The organism is Methylobacterium komagatae (genome assembly GCF_042661665.1).
Classification (GTDB): Bacteria; Pseudomonadota; Alphaproteobacteria; order Rhizobiales; family Beijerinckiaceae; genus Methylobacterium; species Methylobacterium komagatae.
Genome location: NZ_JBHSWN010000001.1, coordinates 663,399 through 680,684 on the forward strand (window position 1 = coordinate 663,399; position 17,286 = coordinate 680,684).

Genomic DNA, 17,286 nt, shown 5'->3' on the forward strand with positions numbered 1-17,286 from the left:
AAGCGATGACGACGGCGGGAGCCTCCGCGCTCACGCGGCGCGGATTGTCCGGATGGCCCTGAGCGCCTTGGATCGCTGAACCTCAAGCCGCCGGATCAGCGGGGAGAGATCCCTCCCGGCATGGGCGGCGGCTTCCAACTCGCGGCACAGCTCCGACAGCCCCGCGAAGCCCAGCATGCCCGCCGCCGAGACCATGGCGTGGGCATCGTGGGCAATCTCGCTCCGGTCGTTCGCCGCCGTGCGGAAACGCTGCGATAACTCCCCCGCCAGCATATCCAACAGACCGTCGACGCGCTCCGGGCCGAAGCGCAGACGCATCCCGTCGAGCACTTCCGAGTCGAGGATCTGCGGATCGACCTTGGGTGGGGCGCTCGGCACCGACCGGGCATGGCGCTGGCGCGCACCGGGCTCGGTCCAGCGCCCGATGGTGTCGAAGAGATCCTGCCGCTTGAACGGCTTGCCCACGTGATCGTCCATCCCGGCGCGGATCAGATCCTCGATCTGCTCGGGCAGGACGTTCGCCGTCATCGCCACGATCGGCACGTCGCGGGCGGGCCCGGCGAGATTGCGGATTCGCCGCGTGGCCGCCAGCCCGTCGACCCCCGGCATCTGCACGTCCATGAGAACGAGATCGAAACCGCGTCCCGCGGCGAAGGCCGACTCGACCGCCGTGACGGCCTCCTCCCCATCGACCGCGACAGCCACCTCATAGCCCTGGGCTTCGAGCACGGCACAGGCGAGTTCGCGGTTGATCGCGACATCCTCGGCGAGCAGAAGCCGAAGTCCGGGCTGCGTCCCGGCCGCCGTAGGCTCGGCTTTCGCCTGGGGGCCTTCGTGGCTTGGCTCGTCGCCCCGTTGCAGGACGAGGGTGAACCAGAAGGTGGAGCCCACGCCCTCGCCGCTCGTGACCCCGATCGTCCCGCCCATCAGCTCCACGAGCCTGGTGCGAGATGGCAAGTCCGAGGCCGGTGCCACCGAAGCGGCGGCTGATCGAATCATCGACCTGACTGAACCGGCGGAACAGACGGACCTGGTCGGCCGGCGCGATGCCGATCCCCGTATCGGTGATCGAGAAGCGCAGGGCCTCGCCCGTCCCGCCACCGGACACGGTCCCCTCGCCTTCGCGCTGGACACTGAGCGTCACGGAGCCCTCGGGCGTGAATTTTACCGCATTGTTGAGGAGATTGAGCAGCACCTGCCGCAACCGACCCGAATCGCCCACGACGAACCGGGGCAACGCGGGATCGAGATCGACATTGATCGCGAGCCCGCTTTTCAGGGCGCTCCCGCGCACGATGGAGATCGCCGCGTCGATCATGCCGACGAGCGGGAAGGACAGGGATTCGAGGGTCAGTTCGCCCGCATCGACCTTCGAGAAGTCGAGCACGTCGTTGACGACCGTCAGCAGGGCCGCGCCGGAATTCTGGATGAGGGAAAGACGGCGGCGATCCTCACCGTGGATCGTATCCCCTTCGAGCAGCAGATCGGCATAGCCGATGATGCTGTTGAGCGGCGTGCGGATCTCGTGGCTCATGGCCGCGAGGAAGTTGCTCTTGGCCGCGCTCGCCCGCTCGGCCTCCGCCCGCGCCATCTCGGCATCGTGGTTGGCCGCACGAAGGGCCGCCTCGGTCGCCTTGGAATCGGTGATGTCGAGATGCAGGCCGACCATGCGCACCGGCCGGTCGTCGGCCCCGAACACCGTGCGCCCGCGCCCGTAGATCCAGCGGTCGCCGACACGGAACTGCGCGGCGTAGGTGCTGCGCGAATCGATCGACCGGCGCACCTCGTTCCAGGCATCGGCGGCATCGTCGGGATTGAGCAGGCTCGTCCAGGTCGCGGCGCTGAGGAGGCGCGGCCCGTTCGCCGGACAATCGAGCCCATGCATCCGCGCGCTCGCGGGATCGAGGGAGACCACGCCGGTCTGCATGTCCCAATCCCAGGTGCCTGCGCCCGCCGCCTCCAGGGCGAGGCCGAGCAATTGGCGTGCATCCTCTACGGCGATGCGCGCGGTGACGATGTCATCGACATCGAGCGCCGTGCCGAGCCATTCGAGGATGTCCCCGTTGGCATCGAGCAGGATGGGCGAGATCGAGATCTGGTGCCAGCGGTACACGCCGTCATGACGGCGGATCCGCCACTGGCCGGAATAGCCGACGCCGCTGGCGAGCCCCTTGGTCCAGGCGGCCTCCATGGCGGGGGCGTCATCCGGATGGTTGCGCGACAGGCGCTCCGCGCGGCTCGCGCCGATCGGGCCGTAATAGGTGCGGAACTGCGCGTTGAGGTAGGTCGCCTCGCCGTCGCTGACCCGCATCGTCCAGACGAGGAGCGGCAGGCTCTCCGCGAGGCCTCGATAGCGCACATCGCTGCGGCGGACGGCATCCTGCACCCGGCGCATCTCGGTGACGTCGATGAGAACGCCGACCAGACCCGTGACCGCCCCGTCAGGATCAGTCTGGGCCACACCGCGCACCACCACATCGCGCAGGGTCGCATCCGGCCGCAGGATCCGTGCCTCATAGGCGAAGGAGCCGCCGGAGGAGAGCGTCTCCCGCACCAGCGCCCTCACGCGGTCGCGGTCGTCCGGATGGTAGAGGCTCGCCAGTCGCTCGAAGTCGGGCGGCGACTCTGCGGGGTCGAGCCCGCAGATCCGGTAGAGGCCCGGCGACCACGCGACCCGTTTTTCCGCGAGGGAAAGGTTCCACGTGCCGATCGAAGCCAGCCATTCGGCCATCATCAGCTGCGCGTCGGCGCTCTCCTGGGCGCGGGCGCGCAGTTCGATCTCGCCGTTCTGCTTGAGGATGACGGCTTCGCGCTCCTCCACCACCGCATCGACCTTGGCGCGCTCGGCCTTGACCAGGGCAAGCCGGAGATGGGCGATCACCGTTTCCGCGAGATCGGAGAAGGTGGCTTCCTCATCCTCGGTGAAGTCACGCGGCTGCGTATCGACGAGGCAGAAGGTGCCAACCGGCAATCCGGGCTCGAGGGCGAGCGGGATGCCGGCGTAGAAGCGGATGCCGCGCTCGCCCCTGACCCCGGCGAGGTCCTTGAAATCGGGATGCTCCCAGGTGTCGCGGGCGACGATGGGCACGCCCTTCTCGACGGTGAAATGGCAGAAGGTCTGCCGCCGCGGCGCGGTGGTGGGGATCAACTCGCAGGGGGTCTTCAGCCAGACCTTCTCGTCACCCATCAGGGCGACGAAGGAGCCCGCGACGCCGAAGATGCGCTTGGCCACCCGGCAGACCGCCTCGAAATGCGGCTCCGGCGCGGTGCCGAGAAGCCCGAGCGCGGCCATCGCCTCGACCCGCGCGGCCTCGTCGCGCCCGGGCGTGACGTCGCTCTCGCCGGGACGCTGTTCGATGTCGTGCCTCATGGGCTGCGACCTACCCTGTCCCCGCCAGACTTCCGCCGCGTGCCATGCAGTACGGCGACGCCCGTCCTCAATATCGGCCCGCCGCACGAGACGGAAGGACGACAGCAGCACGGTCGAGGGAAATTGCTTAGGCTTGGCGAATGACAGGTACTGCCACGCCGGGCTACTCGGCCGCCTGCGCCCCCGGGACAGCCGCCAGCAGGTTACGGGTGTAATCGTGCTGCGGCGAGGCGAAGAGGTCCGCCGTGGGACGCATCTCCACCACCGCGCCGCGATGCATCACCGCGATCCGGTCGCAGATTGTCGCCGCGACGCGCAGATCGTGGGTGATGAACAGCATGGCGAGCGACAGGCGCTTCTTCAGGTCCTCCAGAAGATCCAGAACCTGCGCCTGCACCGACACGTCGAGGGCCGAGACCGCCTCGTCCGCGACGAGCACATCCGGCTCCATCGCGAGGGCGCGGGCGATGCCGACGCGCTGGCGTTGGCCGCCGGAGAAGGCGTTGGGATACCGGTCGTAGGCCGTAGGATCGAGGCCGACCAGGGCGAGCAGTTCCTCGGCCTTGGCGCGGGCCTGCTTTCCGGGCACGCCATGGGCGATGGGCCCGGCGGTGATGATCTGGCCGACCGTGCGGCGCGGATTTAACGAGGCGAAGGGATCCTGGAAGATCATCTGGATCCGGCGGCGCTCGCTGCGCAGGTCGGCGGGTTTCAGGGCCGAATAGTCGAGGTCGCCGACCCGGATCGTCCCGCCATCGGGCTCGATCAGACGAATGGCGAGGCGCGCCGTCGTCGACTTGCCGGAACCGGATTCGCCCACGAGCCCCAGGGTTTCGCCCCGGCGTACGTCGAAGGTGACGGAATTGGCCGCGTTGACCACGCGGGGCGGGCCGAACAGACGGGCCTTGGTGACGTAGGTCTTCCGCAAGCCGCTGATCGAGAGGGCGACGGGCGCGCCGTCGAGCGGCTCGCGCTTCGGCGGGTTCAGCGTCGGCACGGCCGCGAGCAGCTTCTTGGTGTAGGGCGCCTGCGGGTCGTGCAGGACCTGCGCGGCGGGCCCCGCCTCCACCAGCCTGCCCCGCTGGAGCACGGCGACCTCGTCGGCGATGTCGGCCACCACGCCGAAATCGTGGGTGATGAACATCACGCTCATCCCGCGTCGCTGCTGCAATTCGCGGATCAGCTTCAGGATCTGCGCCTGGGTGGTCACGTCGAGGGCCGTGGTCGGTTCGTCGGCCACCAGCACCGAGGGTTCGAGGGCGAGCGCCATGGCGATCATCGCCCGCTGCCGCTGGCCACCGGACAATTGATGCGGATAGGCCCGCACGATCTCCTGCGGGTTCGGCAGGCCGACCTCGGTGGCGAGCGCCACCACCTTCTCCCGGCGCTCGGCCTTGGTGAACAGGCCGTGCGCCTCGTACATCTCCGCGATCTGGTCGCCGATGCGCATGACCGGGTTCAGGGCCGTCATCGGCTCCTGGAAGATCATCGCCACGCGGCGTCCGCGCAGATCGCGCCACTCCGTCTCGCCGAGGGTGAGGAGATCGCGGCCCTCGAAGGTGATGGAGCCGCGCGCGGCCTTCAGGGAGCGCGGCAGCAGGCCGGTGAGCGCATAGGCGCTCATCGACTTGCCCGAGCCCGATTCACCCACCACGCACAGAATCTTGCCCGCCTCGAGATCGAGGTTCAGCCCCTCGACGGCGTAGGGCCGGTCGGCCCCCTTCGGCAGGGCGATGGTCAGGTCGCGGATGCGGACGATGGCGGCGGACCGTTCGGGCTCGGACATGGTCAGGCTCCCTCGGTGCGGCGGCGCAAGATGGCGGGCCCATCCTCGCCCAGGTCCCAGAACAGGCCCGCCATGATCGCCATCGATTCCCGCGCCTGCGAGCCGAGCAGGTGCTCGTTCGGGGCGTGCTGCTGGCAGGCGGGATAAGAATGGGGCACCCACAGGGTCGGCAGGCCCAGGATCTCGGAGAAGGCGTCGTTCGGCAGCGATCCGCCGAGATTCGGCAGCAGGGCGGGCGCCTTGCCGCTGCTCGCCTCGATCGAGCCGAGTGCCCAGGTCACCCACGGATCTTCCACCGGCAGGCGGGTCGCCATGAACACCTCGGACCCTCTCGCCGGACGCACCGCGACCATGGGGAAGCCGTGGGCGTCGAGATGGGTGCGGACGTTCTCGATCAGCGACTGCCATTCCGTGCCGACGACGAAGCGCAGTTGCAAGGTCGCCTTCGCATGAGGCGGCACGGCGTTGACCGGCCCGTCCGGATCACCGGTGCGGAAGGCCAGCACTTCGAGGGCATTCCACCCGAAGACCCGCTCGGCGGGGGAGAGGCCCGGCTCGCCCCAATCCTCATCGATTGTCGGCGCGGTTGGATCGGTGCCGACGCGGATGTCGGCGAGGGCGGCGCGCACGCCCGGCGGGATCGGTGGCGGACGCAAGCCCGGCACGAGGATGGTGCCCCGCCCATCGACCAGCGAGGCGATGGCATTGGCGAGCACCGTACCGGGGTTACGCAGCAGGCCGCCCCAATTGCCGGAATGGTGGCCGCCGTCGCGCAGCTCGACCGCCAGCTCGAAATTGAACGCCCCGCGTGAGCCGAGGAACAGGGTCGGCCGCTCGGCACTGAGGCGCGGCCCGTCGGACGCGATCAGCACGTCGGCCGCCAGCGCCTCGGCATGCTCCCGGCAGAAGGGACGCAGGCCCGGCGAGCCCAGCTCTTCGCCCATCTCCACGATGAACGTCACGTTGAAGCCGAGCCGACCCTTCCGTGACCGGATCACATGATCCAAGGCCACGAGGTTGAGGATGTGCTGACCCTTGTTGTCCGCCGTGCCGCGCCCGTACCAGCGGTCGCCCTCCACCGTCACGGCCAGAGGGTCGAGGCCCTCGCGCCATTGCTCGGGGTAGTTCCGCACCGTGTCGCCGTGGCCGTAGATGAGCACGGTCGGCAGGTCCGCGCCCTCCTGGCGGCTGGCGATGAAGAGCGGGCCGTGGACGCCATCCGGGTTGGGCAGGATTCGCCGCTCCTGGAAGCCGAGGCGTTCGGTGAGCGGATCCAGGAAGCGGGCGAGATAGGCGTGCAGGGCCTCGTCCTGGCCGGGCTTCTGGCTTTCGGTCGGCATCGCCACCGCCTCGCGCAGGAGGCCGAGGTAACCGCCCGCGTCGAAATCGGCCGTGGCCCTGGCAATGGCGTCGTCGCGCGTCATGGCTTGTCTCGGGGAAAGTCGGAGGGGCAGACGAACGAGCGGGGGCCGCTCAGTTCCGGGCCTCGGGGGCGGTGACGTCGCGCAGGCCGTCGCCCAGGAGGTTGATGGCGAGCACGAGGATGAGCAGCGCCACGCCGGGGATGGTGATCACCCAGGGCTGGAAGAACATGTACTGCTTGCCCTCCGCGATCATCAGACCCCACGAGGGCAGCGGCGGCTGGACGCCGAGGCCGAGGAAGGACAGGGCGGCTTCCAGCAGGATCGCGTGGGCCATCTCCAGCGTCGCCACCACGATCAGGGCGTTGGCGATGTTCGGCAGGATCTCCTGCAGGACGATCCGCAGGGAGGTGAGTCCGGAGGCGCGGGCCGCACTGATGAAATCCTGGTTGCGGATCTGCTGCGTGGCCGCACGGGCGACTACGGCGAAGCGGTCCCAGAGCAGGAAGCCCAGCACCAGCACCACCACCTTGAGCGAGCCGCCCACGAGGGAGGCCATGGCGAGCGCGACCAGCACCACGGGAAGCGCGAGGCGAGTGGTGACGATGTAGCTGACCACAGCATCGACCCGGCCGCCGAAATAGCCGGCGCAGACCCCCAGAACGGTACCGATGATCCCGGAGATCAGGGCGGCCGAGATGCCGATCAGCAGCGAGATCTGACTGCCGTAGAGCAGGCGGCTAAGATAATCGCGCCCGAGCTTGTCGGTGCCGAGGATGTGGTCCCAGGTGCCCTTGGCCTGCCAGATCGGCGGGATCAGCCGCCGGGACACGTCCTGGGCATAGGGGTCGTGGGGCGCGATGAGCGGCGCGGTGAGCGCTGCCAGGACGATGAGAGCGAGGAGGCCGCCGCCGATCAGGCATCCCCCGTGGCGCAGGCCCCGGCGCAGCGCCAGAGCACCGGGTGAGTGGATGGCGGCGGGAGCCTGGACCGGAGCGACCTGCGCCTCCGGTTCCTGCGGCAGGGTGGCTGCGGCGAGGGCCGCGGAGTCGCGGGGCAGGGTCATCACTGGCGAAGCCTCGGATCGAGGAGCGCGTTCAGCAGGTCGGCGGCCAGGGTCAGGGCGATGTAGATCATCGCCAGCACCAGCACGATCGCCTGGACCACGGGGAAGTCGTTGCGGGCGATGGATTCCCAGGCGAGCTGCCCGAGTCCCTGGAGGGAGAACACCGCCTCGATCACGATGGAGCCGCCGAGCATGAAGCCGAACTGCACCGCCGCCAGCGCGATGACCGGGATCACGGCGTTGCGCAGGGCGTGCCGTATCAGGATCTTGCGCGGGGGCAGGCCCTTGGCCCGGGCCGTGCGGACGTAATCGGAGGACAGGACTTCCAGCATGCCATTCCGCGTGAGCCGCATCACGGCGGGCATCGCGTAGTAGCCGAGCGCCACGGCGGGCAGGACGAAGTGCTTCCACGTCGCATTGCCCGAGACCGGTAGCCAGCGAAGGTTCACGGAGAAGATCAGGATCAGCGTCAGGCCGAACCAGAAGCTCGGCATGGCTTGGCCCAGCACCGAGACCGAGAGGGCGAGCCGGTCAATCCAGGTATCGCGGCGCACCGCCGCCACCACGCCCAGCGGGATCGCCACCAGAAGCGCCACGGCCAGCGCGATGACACCGAGGAAGAGCGTGATCGGCAGCCGGGCGGCCAGCAGGTCGATCACCCGCTCGCGGAAGTAGAACGAGTTGCCGAAATCGAGGTGAAGCGCCTTCCACCCCCAAGCCAGGAACTGCGTGACCAGAGGCTGGTCCAGCCCGTAATCGCGGCGGATCTGCTCGATCTGCGGCCCCGAGGCGTCGGGACCGGCAATGGAGGTGGCGAGATCGCCCGACAGGTGCAGGAGCAGGAAGCTCGCCACGGCCACCGTGAAGGCGACGGCGATGGCGACGAGGATGCGCCGGATCGTGAAGGCGATCATGGCCCGCGCCCCACTACTTCCACGACGCCGCGTAGAAGCGCGGAACCTCGTCGGGCTGGGCGGTGAAGTTCAGGTCCGATGTGAAGGCGTAGTTGGTGGCGTAGGAAAACATCGGCAGGGCGTAGGCCTGCGCCGCGATCCGCCCCAGCGCCTTGGCATAGGCGGCCTTGCGCTTTTCCGGATCGAGGGAGGTGTCGCCCGTCTGGAGATCGGTGATGACCTCCGGATCCTTCGTCAGATCCTCTTCGCCGCCGCGGAAATAGACGCCGTCGAAGGCGGAGACGTCGTTCACCGAGAACGAGCCCCAGGTCTGATAACCGATGGAGACCTTGCCCGCCCGCAGAGCATCACGGAACGCGGCATAGCGCAGGTAATTCAGGCGCACCTTGATGCCGACTGCACCCAGATAGCCGATCACCGCCTCGGCATAGTCCCGCTCGCGATAGGCGCCGAGATCGATCTCGAAGCCATTCGCATAGCCGGCTTCCTTCAGGAGCGCCTTGGCCTTGGCCGGATCATAGGGGTAGCGCGTCACGCCCTGATCGGTGCAGCCGAACTGCTCAATGTAGCAGAGCGAGTTCATCACGCGGGAATTGCCGCGCACGAGGTTGTCGACCATCGCCTTGCGATCGACGGCGTAGGAGATCGCCTGCCGGACGCGCACATCCTTGAGGGGCGAGTTTTCCTTGGCCCGGCCGAGGGTATCGAATTGAAGGAAGCCGACTCGCATCGTCTCGGCATTGAGCACGGTGAGGTTCGGGGCGGCCTTGAGCTGGTCGGCCTGATCGCTCGGCACCCGCCAGATCCAATCGACCCCGCCGGTCATCAATTCGGCCATCCGGCTCTCGCCATCGGGGATGATGCGGAATTCGAGCTTGCCGATCTTCGGCTTACCCAGCGGGCTGCCGTCCCAGTACTTATCGAAGCGCGCCATCTTCACGCTGCGGCCGTTCTCGACCGCCGTGATCTTGTAGGGCCCGCTGCCGATGGGCGCCTTGGCGAACCCGTCGAGGCCGACCTTCTTGAAATAGGCGGCCGGAAAAATCGGCGTCGGTCCCGCAAGATATTCCAGGGCCGCCGGGAAAGGTTGCTTGAGGTGGATGCGGACCGAATGCGGGCCCGTCACCTCGGTGGACTTCATCCAGTCCACGTTCTGGCGCGTCACGGTGCGCGCTTCGGGCGTCAGGACATAGTTGAAGGTGAAGGCCACATCTTCGGGACCGAGTGGATCACCGTTGTGGAAGGTAACGCCTTCGCGGATCACTAGATCGAGGGTCGTATCGTCGACCCATTTCCAGCTCGTGGCGAGCATCGGCTCGTAAGCGCCGGTTTGTGTGTTGCGGTAGATCAGAGTGTCCCAGCAGTTTCGCGCCAGAATAACACCCTCGCGGAGGTTGTTATGGTAGGGGCTGACGTTCTCTGGCTCCGAATCGGACGCGTAGACTAACGTGTCGTTCGCTTTACCGGCGAGGGCGGGTCCGGCCACGAGGCTCGCGGCAAAGGCAACGGCAAGGGTGCGTACAAGCATTCGAATCGGCTTCCCTACTGGGGTTTCGGGGCGGTCTCGTTTGCTGAATTTTTGACCTTGCCAGCATGTTGTGCAGAAGCCTTCGCAACAAGTACAATTTAGCGAAGGGAGCATTGCCGAAGCGGCAACGGAGGCGGAATGCAGACGACGAGCCTGCGCTACTTCCTCACGGTTGCCCGCACGGGCTCCATCGCGGCCGCCTCGTCCACCTTGAACGTGGCCGCTTCGGCGATCAGCCGCCAGATCGCCAACCTCGAAGCCGAACTGGATTGCGTGCTGTTCGAGCGCCTGCCGCGCGGCATGTCGCTCAGCCCCGCGGGCGAGCTTCTGGCCCGCCACGCTCATCAGGTGCTGGTACGGGCCGATCAGGTCGTCATGGAGATCCGCGAGATCGAGGGATTGGCGAGGGGCCGGGTCAGGGTCGCCTGCTCGGAGGGCTTCGCCCTCGACATCATCCCCACCGTCATCGCGGACTTCCATGCCGACTATCCGGGCATCCGCTTCGAGGTGACGATGCTGCCTCCGGCCCAGGCGACCCATCTCGTCGCGCAGGGTGAGGCGGATATCGCGATCACCTTCGCCATGGCACCGGTGGAGGGGGTGGATGTCCTCTACGACGGCACGGTCGAGATGATCGCCTTGGCCGCGCCCCACCATCCACTGGCAAAGGAACAGGAACTCTCGCTGTCGGACATGCTGAACTTTCCCCTCGCTCTGCCGACGCGGGACACGACCGTGCGGCTCGTCTTCGACGCGGCGTGTCAGGCGGAAGGGATCGTGGTCGAGCCGGTGCTGACGGCGAACGTCCTGTCGGCGCTTCTGCCCTTCGTGCGCCGCTCGCGCGGGCTCGCGCTGATGTCGGCCCTGCCGGTGCAGACGCCCCTTCGCCACAACGAAATCGTCAGCCTGCCGATTCGCTCGCGGGTGCCGCTGACCCGGCGAATCCAGATTCAATCCTTACGCGGGCGGCGTTTGCCCCGCTCTGTCCAGGCGTTCGTCAGCCGCATTCGGGCAGCCCTACCGCCGCCCTTGGACACGCCCGCGTGAGATGATCCGCCGACATAGGTTGGAAACATGCCCGTCCCACTTTGATCGCACGGAGAACGGGACGATGCTCGAAGACGAATACGACGGCACCCGATCGCGTCGGATCGACTGGGCCCTGCTCGCAGCGGCCCTGGTATCGTTCTGCTTCGGCTGCACCGCCATGCTCGCCGGATTGATCCGGTGAGCGAAGGCGCGGGCCGCCGGACGGATGAGACGGGCCGGGCCGCGCTTCTCCTGATGGGCAGCGGCCTCGTGCTCCTGATCCTGGCTGTAGCCCTGGTCGGGTTCCCCTAAGCTAGCGTGTCGCCCGCTCGACGCCCGGCGCGGCCGTCGCCTCCATACGGAGCCGGTCGTGGCGCCAATCGGACGGGGGCTCGAAGGTGCCCGCCCAGATTCCCTTGCGGGTCGCCCAGGCGCGCGCTTCCTGCCGGACATAGGTCGTCGAGACCGAGCGGCTGGCGAGCGCATAACCTTGGCTCACGAGCCACGCCGACAGATCCTCACCGCCGACTTTGCAGGTCGCCTGGGCCCGCCCCTTCGCGTCAGGCTTGTGTGCTTCACAGGTCACCGGCCCCTCCCCGATCCGCTTGCGAAGCAGGCGGGTGGCTTCGTGTCCGCAGGGATAGGAGCGGCCCGCGGCGGTCTCGCACAACTGGCCTTCCTCCGGCGCGTCGATGCCATACAGGTGGACGCGGACTCCGCGGAGCTCGAGCGTGTCGCCGTCCACCACGGTGGCGGGACCAGCAAGGGTCTCCGCGGCACAGGGGGCGCAACCGAGGAGGGCGAGGGCGAGAACAAATCTCCGCATTGAAAGGTCCAGATCCACACTGCTTGTCGGGCTGACGCCGGAAGCGACAGTCCGTGGACGATGTTTGTGGCGGTTTTGTCGAAACGTTGACTTAACCGGAAGACGGCGTTGCCCCGGCGGGAACGGTGCCATTGGCGGTCCGTTAAGATTGCATGCGGACGCTCACCACCCTCGCCTACGGCCTCGCCGCGACCCTGGCTCTCATGGTCGCCACCGCGCATGTCATCGGCCCGCCGAACCCGGACGAGGGGCGGCGCGGCGGTCTTACGGCGGCGACGGTGCTGGGCAGCGACGGATCGCAGGCCGATGCGCCGCGCGCCTCGGCCCGCCCATCGAGCTAAGAATCAGACGCGGTCGCGACCGCCGCGCTTGACGATGACGCGGGTGCCGACGGGCACGCGCTCGAACAGATCGGCCACGTCCTCGTTCAGCATGCGCACGCAGCCCGAGGACATCTGCTCGCCGATGCTCCACGGTTCGTTCGTTCCGTGGATGCGGAACAGGATGTCGCGGTTGCCCTGATAGAGGTACAGCGCCCGCGCCCCAAGGGGGTTATCGAGGCCGCCCTTGCGGGTCCGCGGCAGATCGGGATGCAGCGAGACCATGGTCGGGGTCGGGCTCCAATCCGGCCACACGCCCTTACGGCCGACGCGCGCCTCACCCTTCCACGAGAAGCCCGCCTTACCCACGCCCACGCCGTAACGCTGGGCCGTGCCGCCCTCCTGCACGAGGAAGAGCTGCCGCTGGTCGATGTCGACCACGATGGTGCCGGGCGCTTCCAGGCCGGTATAGGCGACCGTCTGGCGACGGTACTTCGGATCGAGCCGGCCGGTATCGACCAGGGGAATGTCGAAGGGCTTGTCGGCCTTCGCGCCGATGTACCAGGCCGAATCGTCATCCTGCGCGAGCTGCGCCTGACGGGTCTGGCAGGCGCCGAGTGGCAGGGCGGCCAGCAACGCCAGACATGCCGTCCTGATGCGGTGACGGTTGTTCGGGCGCGTTGCGGCCATGACCTTTCCTTCTTCAACTTTGATTTGCTTGCCTAACCCGATCCCGCCCGCGCCGATGTAGCTTTTGCGCCGCATCTTCCGCCCTAGATCGTCCCTACCGGCAGGAGGCGCCCATGCCCGAGACCCAGATCGAGCCCGAGAACACCATCGAGGCGCCGCCGCTCGATCTGCGACCGGCGATCCATCTCGACCATTGCGTGATCCACGTCAGCGACTGGGAGCGGTCGAACGCCTTCTACCGGGACGTGGTGGGCGCCGAGATCATCGAGCGCGGTCCCGGCTTCGCCTACCGCTTCGGCGGCGTTCAATTGAATTGCCACGGGCCGGGCGTGGAAGCCGTGCCTGTTGCGGCGCAGCCGGTGCTCCCCGGGAACAGCGACCTGTGCTTCCGCTGGTCGGGCACGATCGAGGAGGCCATGGCCCACCTCGAAGCCCTGGGCGTGCCGGTGGAACTCGGCCCTGTCGAGCGCCACGGCGCAGCGGGCGCCGGGCAGAGCGTCTATTTCCGCGACCCCGACGGATCGCTTCTCGAATTCATCACCTACCCGGCGGAATGAGGCGGGGGAGACGGCCTCCCGCCAGCCCTGCCTCAGCCCCGGCTTTCCGCCAGGGCCTGGTTCGTCTGTTCGAGACGCGTCGCCAGCACCCGCATCAGCGCGATGCTGATCTGGGGAAACTGCGCCAGCAATTCGAGGAAGACGCCCCGGTCGATGCGCAGCGCGGTGACGGCTGTCTCCGCCGTGACGGTGGCCGAGCGCGGCTGATCGGCCAGGATGCCCATTTCGCCGACGAGCGCGTCGGCGCCGAGCAGGGCGAGGCGCACGGGACCAGCCACGCCGTCGATGCTCACCTCGGCGCTGCCCTCAAGGATGACGTAGGCGGCGTCCGAGACGTCGCCCCGTGCGAAGAACTTCTGGCCGGGCTCGAAATGCACACGCTCGCTGGTGAAGGCGAGCAGCTTAAGGCGCGCGGGCTCTACCTCGCGGAACAGCGGGACTTGCCGCAGGGACGAAACCTCGGTGTCGAGGGTCATGCAGGGCTCCGCGACCGGGAGGACAACCGGACGGCGAGATATCGCCAGCCCCCGTCATCCATGCGGCTTGTCGGGTTTTTGTCCAGCCCCGTGCGCGCCCTTGCCCTCGCGGCAGCTCTCTTGCTCACGCCTTCCGGCGTCGCAGAGGCCCGGTTGTCGCGGGCGGAACTGGATCGCGTGGCTGTGGCGCCAGAGCCCGGCGCGCGGGCGCCCCTGGATCTGCCCGTCACGCGTGCCGAGGACGGAACCTCGACGAGCCTCGGCGCCCTGCTCGGCGGGCATCCGGCCTTGCTGCTGCCGGTGGATTACACCTGCGCCAATGTCTGCGATCCGATGATCAGCCTGTCGGGCGATGCGCTGGCCGCCACCGGGCTCCAGACGAGAGATAGGCGGCTCATTCTCATCGGGCTCGATCCGAAGGACGATGCGGCCATCGCCCGAGACCGCCTTACCGCGATCTGGGGGGACCGGCCCGGCCGCCCGGAGGCACTCGTGACGGACGCGCCCAGCATTGCACGGCTCACTACGGCCCTCGGCTACCGCTATGCCTACGACCGGGACACGGACAGCTTCGCCCACCCGGCCGTTGCCCTGGTGCTGACGGGGGACGGACGCCTCGCCCGCGTTCTCTCGCCGCTGGCCATGGATCGCAAGGTCCTACGCCTCGCCCTGATCGAAGCGGGCGAGGGTCAAGTCGGCTCGCTATCCGACCGCCTGACCCTGCTCTGCTACGGTTACGACGCCACCAAGGGCGCCTACACCCCGCTCATCGGACGGATCCTGACGGGGCTCGCGGCGGCGACGGTCATCGGCATCGCCGCCCTCATCCTCGTCCTCATTCGCCTGCGCCGTCGGCAGGAGGCGGGCTGACCCCTCTCACCGCCGCGTGGCGAGGCCCTGCTTGTGCTCGTCCGGCGCGTCGCGCTTCGCGCTGGCATTCGGCTGCGGCGAATCGATCGGATCTTCGCGGGTCGTCGGATGGGCCGCGTCCTCGGGGGCGGGCATGGGCGGGAGGGGAGCTTGGTTCGGCTCTACCTTCCGCGCATCCTGGTTCACCATGTTGCGATTGGTCATGCGCTGAGATCCTACGTTGCAACGGGCGGCGTATGCACCTGAATGTTTGCGTGCCGCGATGTAGTCGCCAACGTTTTCGCGAGTGCGGCGGTTGCCGCCAAGCTCAGCTACGGTTTCCGGCCTAGCTCGCAGGCCTAGCAGGAACCTTGGTTATTGCTGAAGGTTGTTGCCGAGTGCAGTGAAGCCTGAGGAGGAACTGATGGCATCCGGAAACTCGACCTCGAAGCGAGGCTTTGCCTCGATGGATATCGAGCGTCAGCGCGAAATCGCCAGCAAGGGTGGCCGCAGCGTGCCCGCCGAGAAGCGCTCCTTCTCGCAGGATCGCGAGTTGGCCTCGTCCGCCGGCCGCAAGGGCGGTCAGTCCACCGGGACGGGTCGCGGCGAGTAATTCTTGACGAGTGAGTTGCGTACACGGCGCCGCGTCCCCTGGACCGGCGCCGTTTTCTTGCGTGCTGTACACAAGCCAACAAAAAAGCCCCGCCGAAGCGGGGCCTTTTGAGGGAGCAGGAGACCTCAGGAAATGCAGCGGCCAGGCACCATGCGCCGGGCTTCGGGCCCGACAAGGGAGCTGAGCGGTGCCTCGCAGCCCTCGCGCAGGAAGCGACGGACAGGCTTTGGGGTCGGACCTCCCGGAAGCTGCACCTCACTCGCCACGGGCCCGGAGGCCCGGCTTCCGCGATCAATGCCCGCCACTAGAGTGGGGCTGAGCGCCAGAGAAGCAGGGCGCATGCCCGGCAGGACTGCCGGGCTGGCAGGTGCCGTAACCGGCACCGTGGGCGCCCATTGATCGGCGCTGTCCCGGATCACCGGCTGGGCCAGCACGGTGAGAAGAGCAGCAGGGGCACCGATTCCGAGAATGACACCAGACCGCCGCATCACCGTGACCCTCACGAGGAGCTTGACAGGATGTTCTGATAACGCGGATTGCGTTATCTGGTTCCTCGACTGTCACGCTTCCTTAAGAAGTCAGTATTCGCCCCGCTCAGGGGACGGCGTGCGGCGACGCACCCCCGTTATCCACAGCCCCGCCCTGTGATGTAAAAAACACGCATGCCCAAAAAATAACGGAACCCGGGTGCTGCCCGGCGGTTCTTGTCACACCCGGCCACTTGGTCCTCCCCGCATTCCCCTTGTGCATCGGCCGGAACCTTATCGACGGGCTGGAGCGTGCTCCGGCCCGTTTCTTTATGTCCGGGACATGAAAAAGCCCCAGCGGAGGCCGGGGCTATTTCTCATTAGGGACGAGGCGTGAGGGCGCTGGTCAAGCCGACGTATCAGGCCGACTTGGCCTCGCGGCGGCGGGCCGTCTGCTGGAAGAACAGCGCTTGGCTGATGACGGCCGAGACGTTCGCGGGCTGGAACGGCTTGGCGATCAGGAAGGCAGGCTCAGGCCGCTCGCCGGTGAGGAAGCGCTCCGGATAGGCGGTGATGAAGATCACCGGCACTTCGAAGGTCTTCAGCAGATCGTTCACGGCATCGAGGCCGGATGAACCATCCGCGAGCTGGATGTCGGCGAGGATCAGACCCGGGCGGGTGTCGCTGCTGGCGATCTTGACCGCCTCGGTGCGGGTGCGGGCAACGCCGATCACGTTGTGGCCCAGGCCCTCGACCAGCGCCTCGAGATCCATGGCGATGAGCGGCTCGTCCTCGATGATGAGGATACCGGTCGCCATATCGGCGGCGAGTTCGCGGCCTGCCTCGTCCACGAGATCGCGGACCTCGGCGACGTCGACCCCGAGGATCGTCGCGGCATCCTCTTCCGAGAAACCTTCGAGGCAGGAGAGCAGGAAGGCCTGCCGGGGCAGCGGCGTGATCTGGCCCAGGCGGACTTCCGCCGGGAGATCGTGCTGAACCTGCTCGCTGCGGCCGTTCACCGAGAGCGAGTTCCAGATGCGGGTGAACACGCGGAACAGGTCGGCCTTGATGTTGGTGCTGCGCCCGAGCGTGTCGGGCTCGTTGACCAGGGTCTCAAGGGTCGCCGCCACGTAGGCATCACCCGCCACTTGGCTGCCGGTCAGCGCCCGCGCGTAACGGCGCAGGTACGGCAGATGCTGCACCACGAGTTGCGATGTCGACATTCGTTCTACCTGTGCCTCACAAGGACCTCAGGCAACGCCCCGCCGTGACCGGTCGGAAAGGTGCCTGGGCCGTGGCTTATATGATCCTTGGCCTCCCGCCCAACGCGGGTGCGCACGCTCCGTTCCGCCAAAAACGGAACCGAATTGCAGAGCGAGCGTTGCCGCCGAGCCATGACGCAACTCGAGCCGCAGCACAATGTGGCCGTGTGAA

At 67.7% G+C, this 17,286-nt stretch carries 17 protein-coding genes; 5 read left to right on the top strand and 12 right to left on the bottom strand.

Annotation, left to right across the window (positions count from 1 at the left end; all coding sequences use genetic code 11):
- Positions 1–30: 30 nt before the first annotated feature.
- The 7 genes from ACFQE0_RS03325 to ACFQE0_RS03355 all read right to left on the bottom strand — a co-directional run bounded on the left by ACFQE0_RS03325 (position 31) and on the right by ACFQE0_RS03355 (position 10,025).
- Complete coding sequence (locus ACFQE0_RS03325; RefSeq protein WP_378967030.1) at positions 31–729, bottom strand: response regulator; 699 nt, start codon at positions 727–729, stop codon at positions 31–33.
- On the bottom strand, positions 707–3,370 hold the full coding sequence (locus ACFQE0_RS03330; protein ID WP_378967032.1) for a PAS domain-containing protein: 2,664 nt from the start codon (positions 3,368–3,370) through the stop codon (positions 707–709). The genes ACFQE0_RS03325 and ACFQE0_RS03330 overlap by 23 nt, the downstream gene beginning before the upstream one ends.
- A gap of 163 nt (positions 3,371–3,533) precedes the next feature.
- Complete coding sequence (locus tag ACFQE0_RS03335; protein ID WP_378967034.1) at positions 3,534–5,156, bottom strand: ABC transporter ATP-binding protein; 1,623 nt, start codon at positions 5,154–5,156, stop codon at positions 3,534–3,536.
- 2 nt (positions 5,157–5,158) lie between these two features.
- Positions 5,159–6,580 carry a M20 family metallopeptidase gene (locus ACFQE0_RS03340; protein WP_378967036.1) on the bottom strand — a complete coding sequence of 474 codons (1,422 nt, stop codon included), beginning with the start codon at positions 6,578–6,580 and terminating at the stop codon, positions 5,159–5,161.
- Positions 6,581–6,629: 49 nt separating this feature from the next.
- Positions 6,630–7,583, bottom strand: a complete 954-nt coding sequence (locus tag ACFQE0_RS03345; RefSeq protein ID WP_378967039.1) for an ABC transporter permease — start codon at positions 7,581–7,583, stop codon at positions 6,630–6,632.
- The gene (locus ACFQE0_RS03350) at positions 7,583–8,497 is read right to left on the bottom strand and encodes an ABC transporter permease (RefSeq protein WP_378967041.1); all 915 of its coding nucleotides are present in this window, start codon (positions 8,495–8,497) and stop codon (positions 7,583–7,585) included. The genes ACFQE0_RS03345 and ACFQE0_RS03350 overlap by 1 nt, the downstream gene beginning before the upstream one ends.
- Positions 8,498–8,510: 13 nt before the next feature.
- The gene (locus tag ACFQE0_RS03355) at positions 8,511–10,025 is read right to left on the bottom strand and encodes an ABC transporter substrate-binding protein (protein WP_378967044.1); all 1,515 of its coding nucleotides are present in this window, start codon (positions 10,023–10,025) and stop codon (positions 8,511–8,513) included.
- Between the two features lie 138 nt (positions 10,026–10,163).
- Here ACFQE0_RS03355 and ACFQE0_RS03360 point away from each other — a divergent pair, with 138 nt between their 5' ends.
- Positions 10,164–11,072 carry a LysR family transcriptional regulator gene (locus ACFQE0_RS03360; RefSeq protein ID WP_378967046.1) on the top strand — a complete coding sequence of 303 codons (909 nt, stop codon included), beginning with the start codon at positions 10,164–10,166 and terminating at the stop codon, positions 11,070–11,072.
- A gap of 295 nt (positions 11,073–11,367) precedes the next feature.
- On the opposite strand, the gene ACFQE0_RS03365 is transcribed toward ACFQE0_RS03360, so the two are convergent.
- A complete protein-coding gene (locus tag ACFQE0_RS03365; RefSeq protein WP_378967048.1) occupies positions 11,368–11,880 on the bottom strand; it encodes a thermonuclease family protein in 513 nt (170 codons plus the stop codon).
- 152 nt (positions 11,881–12,032) lie between these two features.
- Between ACFQE0_RS03365 and ACFQE0_RS03370 the strand changes: the two genes are divergently transcribed.
- The gene (locus tag ACFQE0_RS03370) at positions 12,033–12,221 is read left to right on the top strand and encodes a hypothetical protein (protein ID WP_378967051.1); all 189 of its coding nucleotides are present in this window, start codon (positions 12,033–12,035) and stop codon (positions 12,219–12,221) included.
- A 3-nt stretch (positions 12,222–12,224) separates the two neighbouring features.
- On the opposite strand, the gene ACFQE0_RS03375 is transcribed toward ACFQE0_RS03370, so the two are convergent.
- Complete coding sequence (locus ACFQE0_RS03375; protein ID WP_378967053.1) at positions 12,225–12,890, bottom strand: L,D-transpeptidase; 666 nt, start codon at positions 12,888–12,890, stop codon at positions 12,225–12,227.
- 113 nt (positions 12,891–13,003) lie between these two features.
- Here ACFQE0_RS03375 and ACFQE0_RS03380 point away from each other — a divergent pair, with 113 nt between their 5' ends.
- The gene (locus ACFQE0_RS03380; protein WP_378967055.1) at positions 13,004–13,447 is read left to right on the top strand and encodes a VOC family protein; all 444 of its coding nucleotides are present in this window, start codon (positions 13,004–13,006) and stop codon (positions 13,445–13,447) included.
- Positions 13,448–13,479: 32 nt separating this feature from the next.
- Here ACFQE0_RS03380 and ACFQE0_RS03385 read toward each other — a convergent pair whose 3' ends face one another.
- Positions 13,480–13,923 (bottom strand): cyclic nucleotide-binding domain-containing protein, encoded by a 444-nt coding sequence (locus ACFQE0_RS03385; protein ID WP_378967057.1) that lies wholly within the window; start codon positions 13,921–13,923, stop codon positions 13,480–13,482.
- A gap of 177 nt (positions 13,924–14,100) precedes the next feature.
- Here ACFQE0_RS03385 and ACFQE0_RS03390 point away from each other — a divergent pair, with 177 nt between their 5' ends.
- A complete protein-coding gene (locus ACFQE0_RS03390) occupies positions 14,101–14,793 on the top strand; it encodes a thioredoxin domain-containing protein (RefSeq protein ID WP_378967058.1) in 693 nt (230 codons plus the stop codon).
- A gap of 6 nt (positions 14,794–14,799) precedes the next feature.
- Here ACFQE0_RS03390 and ACFQE0_RS03395 read toward each other — a convergent pair whose 3' ends face one another.
- A complete protein-coding gene (locus ACFQE0_RS03395; protein ID WP_378967060.1) occupies positions 14,800–14,997 on the bottom strand; it encodes a hypothetical protein in 198 nt (65 codons plus the stop codon).
- Positions 14,998–15,196: 199 nt separating this feature from the next.
- Here ACFQE0_RS03395 and ACFQE0_RS03400 point away from each other — a divergent pair, with 199 nt between their 5' ends.
- Positions 15,197–15,385 carry a con-10 family general stress protein gene (locus ACFQE0_RS03400; protein WP_283207231.1) on the top strand — a complete coding sequence of 63 codons (189 nt, stop codon included), beginning with the start codon at positions 15,197–15,199 and terminating at the stop codon, positions 15,383–15,385.
- Positions 15,386–16,271: 886 nt separating this feature from the next.
- Here ACFQE0_RS03400 and ACFQE0_RS03405 read toward each other — a convergent pair.
- On the bottom strand, positions 16,272–17,075 hold the full coding sequence (locus ACFQE0_RS03405; RefSeq protein WP_378967062.1) for a response regulator: 804 nt from the start codon (positions 17,073–17,075) through the stop codon (positions 16,272–16,274).
- Positions 17,076–17,286 lie beyond the last annotated feature (211 nt).